Source organism: Candidatus Poseidonia alphae (assembly GCF_943787815.1).
In the GTDB taxonomy this organism is placed as follows: Archaea; Thermoplasmatota; Poseidoniia; order Poseidoniales; family Poseidoniaceae; genus Poseidonia; species Poseidonia alphae.
In genome coordinates, this window is record NZ_CALSNW010000003.1 from 443,128 (window position 1) to 456,202 (window position 13,075).

The window sequence follows — 13,075 nt, forward strand, 5'->3', positions numbered from 1 at the left end:
TCCCAAATGGGAATTGCCAACGCCGTTGCAATTGCAAGGTCAAATGTGCCTCGTGCAATTTCGGGATTAAAAGATCAAGGTATATTGGTAGAACGGCAGGCTCACGTCAAGGGAGTTTCTCGGAAGAGGAAAGCGTATTTCCTTACCGACAGCGGCATCATCATGGCCTCGGAAACTTGGACTCGGTTGTCAGAATTTCCTCTTCGCTGTATCTTAGGCGAAGAGCAACCAGTGGACACCACTCTTGGCGGTGTGAAGTCGGTTTTGCCCTTCGAAATGCGCCCCGTCGACGTGATTCGATACATGGACGAGAACGGTTGTCTTGATGCTCGCTCCTTGTCTCAAGATTTGATTGAGCGTGACCTTTCCAAACACGTGGAAAAGCAGTTGGTGACCTCTCTAGCAGATTTGCCTCGGCTTCGACACTTTTACGGAAGAACAACCGAACTGGACAACATGGGTAATTTGATTGAAGCACGGGCAACAACTCTTCTGGTTCCCGGAATTGCAGGTATCGGGAAAACTACCGTGGCCTCAAAATTGATTGAGAGATTTATGCATCGTCGCAACCTTCTCTATCATCGCTGCCAGGATTGGGAAGGTTCTCGTTCGTTTTTTGAATCCATTGCTGATTGGTTGTCCAGTATGGGCAATTCGGAATTTGCGAGTTACCTTGCAGCAACGCCAATTCCGCAACCGGCTGATGCTGCCCGTTTGCTCATTGAAGCGCTTGAAGGTTCACCTTCACTCATTGTCATTGATGATTTCCACAAAGTTTCCGATTTGGTACTGCATCAGACGTTCCAAGCCATGTCCATCGCTTTACTCGGAAGTGAAGAAAAAATTGGCTTGGTTATCTTCTCGCGTTCATTCAAGCCAGTTGTTCCCACGAAAGACGCTGAAGGTAGAATTGCTAGTTTGGTCCTTCCATTGGACGGACTCGACCCTGAGTCGGGCCGAAAGTTGCTCAGCAGTTTTTCAAATCTTGAAGACGAGCAGTGGCTTCACATCCATGGGCTCTCCCGAGGCCACCCTCTGGTGCTCGAACTCATCAACCGTGGGGCATCAGCCGGTGCCTTCCACGAAACCTTGGAGCATTATGTCACCGTAGAGATTTTCTCCAAATTAAGCGCTGAGCAAAAGCGTGTGCTTTCTGCCCTTTCCATTTACCGAGAGCCGATGGTCCTCGAGGCGCTTGCATTGCAGCAGTTGGACACCGACGAACTTGATAATTTAGTGGAATCTGGCCTGGCTCGTCAGGCAGATTCAACCACCTATGACGTCCACGATTTGATTCGTGAGTTTTTATTACGTAGCCTTTCTACATCGCTTAAAGAAGAATTCCACTCAAAATGCATGGAGTGGTATGAAAAACAACCTCAATCCAACGAAGTTACGATTGAACTTATTTACCATTCAATTCAGTCCAATCAATTTGAATCAGCCTCGGAACTCATCATGGACAAAGGACGGCATCTCGTATCCCAAGGACACATGGAATTGCTTGGCCTGTTGGAACGAATTGATACGGCAGATCTGGAGTCAAGCACCGTTGTTCTTCTCGCTCAATTGCAGGGTGATATTCTTGCGCTTCTTGGTAGGTTAGCGCATGCTGAAGAGGTTCTCAACAAGGCGCTTGAAGGGGCGAAAGAAGCCAACAATCCTTCAATTGAAGCAGAAATTCTCTCGTCACTTGCAGACGTAAGTCGGAAGCAAGGGAACAGTGATGTTGCTCTGGCTCGCCACAAACAAGCTCTCAAGCACTACATCAGCCAAGGCAATGCAAAGTGGGCTGCCCGTACATACAACAACATTGGCTACCTTCTTCGAAGAAAAAACGACCGTAATAAGGCCCTAGAGGCATATGGAGAGGTTGAAGCGATTCTTGCTCAGTCAAAAGGTAATGAACTGCTGAGCAGTCAAATCACGCTTGCCCGGGCTCTTCTCGACCTCGGAGAGGTTCAACGTGCACGTGAACATGCAATGGATGCCCATGAAGCAACAGAATCAATGGGTGATGCTGCACTTCATGCACGTGCGCAAGCGGTTCTTGGGCGGTACTATTCGAAGATAGAACAATCAGAACTTGCTATGTTCCATTATACCGCTGCTTTGGAGGCGATGAACGAAGCTGGTGACCTTCAAGCCTTGGTCGAAATTACCATTCTTCTTGGGGAAGTGCTCCATGACGCAGGACGAACTGAAGATGCGATGGAGCATTATCGTGAAGCTCTCGTTATTGCTGAAGCCAATGACCTACGTATGCAAATCGGAGAACTTCTCACCCGCCTCGGCGGTGCGGCACCGGACCGGCAAGGACGCATGGAATACCTTCAGCGCGCCCTTTCGGTGTTCCGTGAACTGGGTGCACGCTCTCGTATGAAGGAAGTGCAGATGATGGTCCACCGTGCGGTTATGGGTCGATGATCACTGAACTGCTTGCGGCCGATCAAGAGTAACTGTAGTGGTGCCGTTTTCATGGACCACCCATATCTGTTGGGCTCCAGCAAGTGGGATTTCACCGCTATGTTCACCACTGCCTGTTCCGGATAAGGCCACGGTCATGTCAAGAGGTCCCCCCTTGTCAATCAGTTTCAACGAAGTATCGCTTAGGCGTAGCCAAAACATCGATTCATCCGCTTCCGATGGTCGCCATGCGACCGACTCAGCATAGCTTACATTCCCAATACGGCTCGCTTCGTCTGCTCGCTCTACAGCAGCGGCAAGGTCGTTCAGATTTGCTTCAACGGCTTCTTCGTTCCATCGAAGTCGAGTATTTGTTTCAATATCCCAGGCCCATACGCTGAAAATCGTCATCAACAGTACGCCAAGGAGGAACGTAAACACGTATCCAAGTTCGGTAGCAGCAGCACGGGTATCCCGTGACAATCGGACCTGTTTCATGTCAGCGCCTCCCGAGTCGTGACGTCCAGTGATGAAAGTTGAAGTGTGAATTCAATGGCTTGGCCGTTGGTGTGCCAGACGGCTTCGGACGTACCATAACTTGGGTCCGGCACCCATCCTACATAATCAGTCAAGAGGTCCAATTGCCCCGGATATACGGTCCAATCTTCACTGGCTTCGAGTCCGATTCCAGCACTGTCGGCAATCGCTGCGCCGTAGGGCTCCGACCAGCCCCGCCTCACTTCGTATGCCGGTGTTGATGCAAGGGAAATACGGTGGACGAGTTCGATGTCGAGTTCCAGTGTGCCGGCTCCAGAGGCACTGTCTGCCGTGGGGTGGAGTGACGGAATGGTTGCTGCAAAGCGGGGGCCTGGTCCACCACGGTCGGATGGGGGGACGACCACATACGGTTGGAATTCCGGGTGGTTGGTCACAACAGCACCTCCGCTGAATGCAACTTCCATTCCAGTAATTGATGATTGGAATTGATAGGCGAGTCGTGAAAGATGGAACGCCCAAACTGTACCGATGGTGGCGTGTGTTGATGTTCCGTCACTCCCCAAGACTTCTATGGCTACACTTGAGGGGTGGCGGCCTTCTCTCCAAGCCTTTTGGATGTCAATCTCTCCACGACCTCCCATTCGTTCCCAAGGAAGTTCTGTCGTAATCCACCCGCTGGCTTGGGTTGCTATTTGGGTGCAACGTTGTTCGCCATCGTGGGGGAGGTGGTAGAGTCCGTTTTCACCGCTGAAGCGTGTGATGCGAACAGGGTGGTCTTTCTCAACCGCAACATCTGTTGTTCCCTCGTTAAGCGTTAGATTGTATCGGTTATTCTCGCCCAAAAATACTCCTGTTTGGTTGGCGACTCCACTCGCATTCCATGTGGACGTGTAGCCTGCAAGAACAATGTTGAGGTGTTCATTGACCGCGTTATCCGTATTGTAATAAGAAAAGGCTGCTCCCGAAATTGAACCGGTATCATCAGCGGGAATCATCGTGATTCCAGAGACTGCGTCAGTAATGTTCGTCGTTCCCGATGCCGCCCATGTGACGAAAAAATCTCCGTCTGCATCGAGGGTTGGAGCCCCAAGAATCTCCTCCGGAGGCCAGGCTACCTGCTCAATGGAATTGGGTTGGACCGATATTCCTCCACCTCTCCAAGTCACCGTTACGATTGCATCACCTGGATTGGTGAAGCGAAGTGTTCCTTCTAGATTAGGAGGTGTGAACGAGTGGCCTAGGTAAGCCCCAGTTGTTGCTGGCCAAGATGTGATGCCCGTTGTATTGGCTGGTTCTGATTGATACATCATTCTTGAAGCAGCACTTGTTGTAATTTGAACAACCTGATCGGAAGTGAGATTGAATTCATGTGTGAATGTGACTGCTGTGCGGGACATGTCACTTGGTTGAGCGTAGAACAATTCTGTTCCATTGGAAGTGGTGACTTGAATTTGATTGGCCTTATCGCTCAACAGGTGAACCTTCGATATTCCTGCTTCCATAGGGATTGCCCATGATTGGCCCCTCTTATCGGATGGCTCTTTGTCCGTCGGCTCAAGATAGGTCGTCCCACCGGTCCCAATTTGGGCGAGGACGACCAACTCATGACTTGATGACACGGTGACGACGCCGAGTGCTGACAGATCAAACGATTCCAACTCATCAACACGAAGGTCCAACGTCGAAATCTCGGTTCCTGATGAGCTGAGCGTGACATCAACTGGACCCAAAGGCATGGCGAGACCAGGCGCCACCGAGACGAGGGCTTGGTCAACTTGGGCGTCAACGGTGTAGAAATAATGACGGTCCGGTCCTTGGCGAAGGTCAGAAATGCACACCGAGGAAATAAATGTCTCTGGATGGCGAATTTCAAGCGAGTCGTCAAAATCAAGGGCTCCTCTCGCTCTTAGACTCATGTCCTCATGCCATGTTGCTGAGTACCACATGCCTCCTCGTAAAGAGTCCCAGACGAGGTTTCCATCAACAGGGACAAGGGTGGAATGTGTGGAATCTCCGGGCATACCTCGCTCGCTGAGTTCTGAGGTTTCATGAGCGAGAAGGGTCATTTGGGCCGACATGTCGTGACGCTCCACAGAGCCTTCTAACTCCTCGATGACCGGCATCAATGATACCATCATCAACCCGATAATTGATAATACGCCTCCGAACAAGAGAACCGTGGCAACTGCAGCGGAAACTGCCTCTTCATCACGCTGCAGGTTGTGCTTCATCTGCCCACCTCTACTCGCTGATAGTCCACTTCAAAGTACAGGGGTGCTCCCTGGGAGGCGATGGTAAATCCATCAGAGCCACTCGCTCTTTGATAGGGTGAAAACCCGATGAAGGAATCAAGGGTTCCTGCAGAGCGTTGAATGGTATAATCAGACAGCCATGTTTCATGGTACTGTGGAGTCACGACATCATGGAGGACATTGGTGACACTAAAACGGACGTTGAATGCCTCTCCAGTGAACAAGGTTAACGGGCCAAGCGATACGAATTCCATCCCGATGTTCGTTCCGCTCCCAATTGAGCCGTTTCCGATGATATCGGTGAGCAGGATTGACAAACGCAGTTCTTCGTTAGCCATCCGGTCAAATTCAACAAGCGGCATGGCTGTGACATCCCATGCGCCATTGGGAAACCGCTCCGCTCGACCGTTGTTCATCATCACGATTTCATGCGTTCCTTGACCAAGTGAGGTGGTGACTTGGATTCCCGATAAGGATGCATATACTGTACGGTGCAAGGCGTCGCCTTGTTCATCGAATACGGTGACGATCATCCAATGAGGGTGCGTTGCATTGTGGTCGATGAAGACTTCCTGAGAAGTCGTAGGCACGGTCCGTTCAACCGTGATTGCAGGCGATTGTATGGTCATGCTCCTTGCAGATTCATTGGCGGCCGTTACAGCGATGACGGTGTCATTGACTTGGCGAATTTCGATACGCTCTTGAGAAGTGAAATCAGCAGAAATGGTCCACTGTTCTATGTTCTGGACGGTGAGGATGGAGGTGGACTGCATGGCTAATGTGTTTCGAAATCCAGTTCCCTCAGGTGCATTTCCCGCTACTTCGACCCTGTCTTCGATTCTGTCCGCAAGACCTGTTGCGGATTTCCAGTTGGTGTTGTCTTCAAAGTCTGAGAGATAGGGGTTGAGGAAAACCCACACCCCGCCCATGATGGTTATGACCATTGCGAGGAGCATGACGACCCCCAATACTTCGCTGACCGCTTGCTCTTCGCGACGTAGGCGAGGGGAGCGTAATGCGGCGGCTTGGCGGTTCACGAATGATGACACGATGAGGTATCATTTAGCCATTGACCTTGTTTTTAGGTTAAACCGTCATTTGGTGACTTGTTTTTTGGCATTCGGCGCATCCTCATGATGCCCTTCTTTCCCAACATAAAGAGAAAAGTCTGGGCCCGTTTGAAGTGAAATGGTGAGGTCTCCATTGAACACTTCATCAATGTAGTAAAGTACCGTTGATTCGGCAATGTGAGGCTGGTTGTTCTTTTCACTCAAATGGGTTAGCGTTATGCTGCGGGTGGAATCGGTGCAAACTTCCGCCAGGAATTGTCCCGTTTGGTCGTTTGACAAGTGGCCGCCACGGCCCGTGATTCGGTCTTTTAATGAGTAGGGGTAAGGCCCCGATACCAAGCGATTATGGTCATAATTGGCTTCGATTGAAATGTGCTCACAGCCACGAACATGAGCGATGAGTTCATCGGTCCATGATCCCAAGTCGGTGATGATTGCAGCACGCTCTCCAGCATGACTGGCGACGAATGCGACGTTATCTGATCCGTCGTGCGGGACCGGTACGGGGAGTACGGCGAGATCGTCTCCGATATGGACGATATCGAGTGAGGAAAAGAACGTGGTTAATTCGGGATTGAGGCCGAGTTCAAGGGCGGTTCGTTCGTTGGCGAGAACCCGCATCTCCCATTTGTTTTGACATACTGCAGCACCACCTCCGTGATCACCGTGATGGTGGGAAATTAACAAACAATCGATATCGGTAGGTTCGAGGTTGAGCCGGGCAAGGCGTTTTGCTAATTGAGTGCCGCTAAAACCCTGGTCGACAAGGACCTTGACCTTTGGAGTCTCAAGAAGCGTGGCATTGCCGCGGCTTCCTGTACCAAGGTGGGTGATGGTCATCGGCATGTGAACGCTGCAACCCCTGCGCGGAAGGAACTTGAATACACCGATAATTCCCGCTGTTAAAACGCTTTTTTCAGAGGTTTACGGAGTGGCGGGAATTTGAATTTGTATGAACATTGTTCCATCATCCTCATAAGCAATCTTTCCAAGGTGCCATTGTAGCGAAGCGTATGCTTTGTAGCGGGTGATTCAATGCGAAGAAGTCAAACAACCCTTCTCACGACCTTAGCAGTGATATCGAGCCTTCTGTTCATGTCTCAATTTCCATCCATTTCTAGCGTTGCCAACGTTCACCCTGATGATACGGATCAGTCCCCACCCCCCAATACCGATACAGACGGTGACATGATTCCAGACGTTCATGAAATACTGTTTGAGGAATGGATGAACTGGACTGCAGTCGATGGGCGGAGTGTCTTCATGCAAGGCATGGACAAAGACAACGCATCGGACGCCTCAATGGATTTTGACCGGGATGGGTTGAACGCTACCGAAGAATTCTGTTGGCCTTATCCAGCAAATTGTACGGAACCCGGGTTTCCAAGAGGGCTTACCGGAATTCTCGATGAGAACAACGAGCGAACCTACCTTGATCCACGCATGTCGGATACAGACGGCGACGGTATGCCTGACGGTTTTGAGGCCTACATGTGCCTCAGAGTCGGTGGTTTTGATGCCGCATCGCTTCGTTATGATTGCGGGTCGTACAATCCACTCAACGGCAGTGACCTCACTCTTGACGGGGATAACGATGGATTCGATGTTGACCGAGATGGTACGCTAAGTCTTGCGGAACGATTCACAGCGCCAGAGGAATATGCCTTTGGAACCACGGCAAGTTTCACGACTGAACTCGACGGATTGTGGTGTCATGCAACACTCCCTGGCGGCTCTCCGCTGAAAAATTGGCCGTTCTTACCCTCGGGGGCGAATGCAACCTTCCACAACATTTTGCCCGCATGCACAACAAATTCCACTGCTCCAATTGGGGAAGACCTTTGGTTGGGTACCGACCCTCTCCTTGACGATTCAGACCGTTATCATTGGGATGGGTTCTCGATTCGTAATCTCTACCCTTCCTTCGGCGACGGAATTCCCGACGGTTGGGAAGCACATTTCGGTTTGAATCCCCTCAATCGAACCAATGCTCTTGACGACCCAGATATGGACGGTTGGGATTTCAATCGAGATGGGGCTGTCACTCCCGACCTTGCCCGTACATTCACAGCCCTGGAACTGGGTGAAGCGTTATCGACACTGGAAGAATACCTCGTTCACTATGACGGTGGAAACACGGTTTACCCTGGATTGAAATCTACGGGAGTCATGACCGGTTCTGATGAATTCATTGTTCATCCTCTCGTTTATGATGCGGAAGAAGACGCAATGTCCGTCAATCACTACGATGTACGTTCCCTCGACCAGAACGGTGACCATCTGTACGTCATGACAAAATACGGAGTGAGTGTCCTCAATCTTGAACAACAGACGAGTTTGCATCAATGGTTGCCCGAAGGTATTGAACTCCACGACGGGACACTGGTTTTCAACGGTGATGAACCGTTTGCATTGGCGCTTTCAACAAGCGCAGGAGTGGCGGTAAGTCCCTTGCTCGCTGACGGCTCACTCGGCCCGCTTTCATCCTGGGATTGGAGCATGATGGGTGAGGTCAGTGCTGTTGCACAACTCTCCGGAATGGATGGTAATCAACAAATCATTGCCCTCGGTCATGCAGGGGAAGGGGCAGTTTTGGAAATTGGCCCAGACGCGTCGATCGTTTCTACCTACGCCCTCGGTGCTGGTCTCCGTGACGCTCTTGAAATCTCGAATGCATCGGTAACGGTAATTCAACACGGAGCTGCTGGAGGTTCGACTTACACGCTCTTTGTCGGTACCGACCGTGGCTTGTTGACGGTTGAGACTGCATCTGCTCGTGATGAAGCCGTTGCTGAATGGCAGTTCTTCTTCACGACCGAAAGCACACCAATTGGAACATCCATCAGCCAGCTTCACGGCCTTCCACTTGGTGTCGTTGACAATCCAGCCGAAGTACGTGATATGGCGCTTGACGGTCCATCCGATGAAAATGCACAAGCCCTCTGGTTTGGGACGCCTTCTGGAGTTCACAAAATGGATTTAGTTAGCGGTTCAATCGACCATGGCGGTCTTTTAGTTCACCCTGGTATTGATGGAACCCTTGCCCAAGAAACCAATGACGTTTATGCCATCCTACCAACGGGTGATGAGATTCTCGTCGGTTCGGATTGGGGTCTCTGGGCAATTGCCGGCGATTACATGGCCGTCTATGGGCAACAAGACCAGACTCGTCTGCCCGGTCAAATTACAACGCTAGCCAGCCTCGATATGAACGGAAATACAACGGTCTTCGGAGGCGCTTCACCCGGCAGATTTGCTAACCTCCAACTGATTGACCCTGGAGCAAACGATTCAGATGCTGACGGCATGCCTGACGGCTGGGAAGTAGTCAATGGATTGGACCCGACTGACCCCTGGGATGCATTCTACGATACCGACGGCGACGGAATTGACTTGGACCAATCTGGAGATTTTTCATTGGACCGTTTGTGGACAAACCTCGATGAATTCCGATACGTCAAGACAACCCCCGATGGTTATAATTCAACAACACCGTCATTAGGGGATACTGACGGTGATGGAGTCAAAGACGGCGCTGAATATTTCGGCTTCTTTTACGAGAACAGCAATTTGTGGTGCCACTACACGGTACAACTGGACTATGTTTGTGACGATGCTGCAGGACAATCAGCAAACGCCACCTACCTCAATGTAGCCAATGTCGATTCAGGGACCGACCCAACAAATCCAGACTCTGATGGTGATGGAATGCCCGATGGTTGGGAAATTCAACACCGACGTTGGGTGGGTATGTCATTCACGGGCGGTAATAACTGGAGTCTCGATCCGCTGCGTGCAGACGACGCAAACTGGGATGCTGATGGCGATGGACTGCCCAATCTCTGTGAATATCAATGGTCACTCGTGAGAAACATGGGCCTTGCAGGTGAATTGATGGAACTTTACGGCGAGTCTCCTGAAAGCGTTGAGCAGTGGGCACTTGCGGACCCTAATGCGATTGACTCCGATGGGGATACTTTGCCCGATGGATGGGAGTCAAAGGGTCTATGCTCATGGGACCCAAGCCGAATTGGTGTTAATCCGCTCAACGGATCTGATGCATTTGAAAACCCTGATGGAGACGGATACGACATCAACCATGACGGCGTCTTGGACCTCAATGAGTCCTTCGTCAATTACCTCGAATATCATCTACGCAGCGACCTCTTTTTGGGCAACCAAACATTGGACGGGCAAACCCTTCCTGGTGGGTTTTCAACCAACCTCTTTGACCATGTCAGCGACTATGGTATTCCTGAAGCGACCTTCGCAGAACGGGCATCTGGGGCGGTAACCTCCGGGCAATCCACCTACAGCATCGGTGCATCTGACCCGTTGAGTTCTGACTCCGATGACGACGGGATGCCCGATGGATGGGAAATTTGGTTTGCAAGGTGGGATTTACTTGATGACGAATGGACGTTGAATCCCTTGGATTCAGCTGACCGTTGGGACGATACCGACGAAGACGGCATGACAAATTGGGAAGAATACAATGTGATTGCACCTGAATTGTCTGAAACCGATAATGAACGCTCGTCCCCGCAATGGTTTGTCACCACCATCGGCCAAGCATATGCCCTCCAACAATGGCCAGGCGTGACCACCGAGGAATCCTTTGGTAGTTTCATCACGCAGGACCAAATCAACCTGACGGGACTCACATCCGACCCAAATAACGTGGACACGGACGGTGACGGAATGCTGGACGGAGTCGAACTCCTATTCACAGCTTGGAATTCAACTGCAGGCACATGGACCCTCAATCCTCTCGTCGCTGGAGACGGGCTCTTCGATGGAGACGAGGACGGTCTTATTGACCTACAAGAATTTAATCTCGCCGAAGCACAACCGGATAACGGCATTGCCCATCCAAGCGACGCACCGTTGATGCACATTGACGGAGATTTCCAACAACCCACCGAAAAGGCTCAACGAGTGTTCAATATCCTCATTACAAAAGATACCCGTGGTAAGCGATTGCTCAATGATTTCAACGCTTGGCAGCAAGGTGAACCTCCAACCGCTTTCATTGACGTTATCTTGGGCATGACCGATCCGACCATTGCCGATACGGACGGCGACGGGATGATTGATGGATTCGAATACTGGTTTACCAATTGGGACTTGGATCAGAACAGGTGGAGCATGAACCCACTGATCGATGGCGACGTTAACCTTGACTCCGACGGCGATAGTTTCGATTGTAACGGTGACGGAACCATCGATGTCAATGAAACCTTTAGCAATCTTCGTGAATGGGAATCTCGGACGTACGGTCATTACCTCAACAGAGGGACCGTTCCAGCAAATTTAGGGCTCGTGGATTTCGGTGAAGATGCTATGGCTGCGTATACCGAAGAACTCGGTTTCACTGCTATTCAGGCCCAACAAGCCCTCTACCAAGATTTCGTCAAGAAAGGTACAGATTCCCAAGACCGGATGGACGAAATCAATACTTATGACGCTGAAAATTTCAATCGGAGTCTACGTGGAGCGGCTGACCCGACCCACCCTGATTCTGACAGTGACGGTATTCCCGACGGTTGGGAGTATTGCTATGCAATATTTGCTATGGATGACCCCACAACCATCAATCACTGGGCAGCTAATCCAATCAATCCATGGGACGTTGACTATGATGGCGACCATGATGGCTGGTACGACCGTACCAGTTTTGACGTTCCTTCAACCCAAGGGGTTTGGGTAGAGCGTGCCCTCGTTCCTTCGGGTCAAGTCATTCAAAACGGAATCGGTTCGTTACCGTTCACGAATATTATGGAGTTCGAGAACGAAACACGCCCCGACAGCAACGACAGCGACGGCGACAGTATTTCCTACATTACCACGGTGGAAAACGGTGCTGTGATTTCTCACGTTCAAGATTTCAATTATTCTGACGGCCGAGAGGTGTTCAAGTACGGTTCCAATCCAAGCGATAATGATTCAGACGGTGACATGATTCCGGATTGGTACGAATACAAGCGGGCTTGGAATGAGTCAAATGACAATTTCAGTTCGTATCTTTCCATCCGTGTTGTTTGGATTGACGTGGCTACCGGTGGAGCCTGCGATACCAGTACCAACTCCTGTTTGCCTCTATCACAGGACGGCTCTGGCGGTACATTGGGCCGACCCGACATCGAATTTACATGGTTCACAATGGATCCAAGTGATCCCAATGATGCGAATCAAGACCCGGACCAAGATGGGAACTGGGACTGCAGTGGGGCTGGATGCACCTACGAACCGTATACGAACTTCCAGGAGTTTTACGCCATTACACTTTCAGAGTATTCGTCCCCGAATGCCGTCAGATTGAGTGGACTCACCTTTGAGGGGAGTCCGGTCACCGAAGGTTGGCAGTTTAGGGCAGCGATTCTTGGATTGGGGCAGCCTGATGAGTTGATTCAAAATTACCTCAAACTGGACCAATATTCTGGAATCGACCGTCAGTTCGGTTACATCGTCAATGATTACGACACAAATTTCCTTACTGTAGATAGCAGCGATGACGTGATTCTTATGGCTGGTAATCTCACAGATGCATGGGAGATCTACTACCAAGGCTCCCCAAATACGCCTCCTGTTCGAAATGTTGGAGAGCACGAATACGGCTGGTACCTCCTTGACTTTGATGACGACCACCTTGCAGAAGGAAGCGACCCCACAAATTGGGATACAGATGGTGATTGGATGAACGATTGGTTCGAAGTTCGAGACGATGAGGAAGACGGTGTCCGAGGAGATTCTTCACCGATTCGATACGATTCAAGAACGACAGAATGATTCATTTGGATTAATTTTGGTGTGACTCCTAACCGCATGGTTAAAAATCTAAGTCGTGTC

The 13,075-nt window shown here is 50.6% G+C and carries 6 protein-coding genes; 2 read left to right on the forward strand and 4 right to left on the reverse strand.

Going from position 1 to position 13,075, the window contains the following annotated elements:
- The first annotated feature begins 6 nt into the window (after window positions 1-6).
- Window positions 7-2,427 (forward strand): tetratricopeptide repeat protein, encoded by a 2,421-nt coding sequence (locus AAA857_RS06660; RefSeq protein WP_338174174.1) that lies wholly within the window; start codon window positions 7-9, stop codon window positions 2,425-2,427.
- On the opposite strand, the gene AAA857_RS06665 is transcribed toward AAA857_RS06660, so the two are convergent.
- From AAA857_RS06665 to AAA857_RS06680, 4 genes are read right to left on the reverse strand one after another with little or no spacing between them, the layout of a single operon-like run.
- Entirely contained in the window at window positions 2,428-2,904 is a 477-nt protein-coding gene (locus tag AAA857_RS06665; RefSeq protein ID WP_338174175.1) for a hypothetical protein, read from the reverse strand. It lies immediately after the preceding gene.
- Window positions 2,901-5,135: a hypothetical protein gene (locus tag AAA857_RS06670; RefSeq protein ID WP_338174176.1), complete on the reverse strand. Its 2,235-nt coding sequence runs from the start codon at window positions 5,133-5,135 to the stop codon at window positions 2,901-2,903. Before AAA857_RS06670 ends, AAA857_RS06665 begins: the two co-directional genes overlap by 4 nt.
- Window positions 5,132-6,193, reverse strand: coding sequence for a hypothetical protein (locus tag AAA857_RS06675; protein ID WP_338174177.1), 1,062 nt, complete (start codon window positions 6,191-6,193; stop codon window positions 5,132-5,134). The genes AAA857_RS06670 and AAA857_RS06675 overlap by 4 nt, the downstream gene beginning before the upstream one ends.
- 57 nt (window positions 6,194-6,250) lie before the next feature.
- On the reverse strand, window positions 6,251-7,072 hold the full coding sequence (locus AAA857_RS06680; protein ID WP_338174178.1) for an MBL fold metallo-hydrolase: 822 nt from the start codon (window positions 7,070-7,072) through the stop codon (window positions 6,251-6,253).
- A 189-nt stretch (window positions 7,073-7,261) separates the two neighbouring features.
- Between AAA857_RS06680 and AAA857_RS06685 the strand changes: the two genes are divergently transcribed.
- Window positions 7,262-13,015, forward strand: coding sequence for a hypothetical protein (locus tag AAA857_RS06685; protein ID WP_338174179.1), 5,754 nt, complete (start codon window positions 7,262-7,264; stop codon window positions 13,013-13,015).
- The last annotated feature ends 60 nt before the right edge of the window (window positions 13,016-13,075 follow it).

What these genes read in the sequence shown, in the direction of transcription:
- AAA857_RS06670 (WP_338174176.1), bottom strand. Translation starts at nt 5,135, where the DNA reads ATGAAGCACAACCTGCAGCGTGATGAAGAGGCAGTTTCCGCTGCAGTT.
- AAA857_RS06665 (WP_338174175.1), bottom strand. Translation starts at nt 2,904, where the DNA reads ATGAAACAGGTCCGATTGTCACGGGATACCCGTGCTGCTGCTACCGAA.
- AAA857_RS06660 (WP_338174174.1), top strand. Translation starts at nt 7, where the DNA reads ATGGGAATTGCCAACGCCGTTGCAATTGCAAGGTCAAATGTGCCTCGT.
- AAA857_RS06685 (WP_338174179.1), top strand. Translation starts at nt 7,262, where the DNA reads ATGCGAAGAAGTCAAACAACCCTTCTCACGACCTTAGCAGTGATATCG.
- AAA857_RS06680 (WP_338174178.1), bottom strand. Translation starts at nt 7,072, where the DNA reads ATGCCGATGACCATCACCCACCTTGGTACAGGAAGCCGCGGCAATGCC.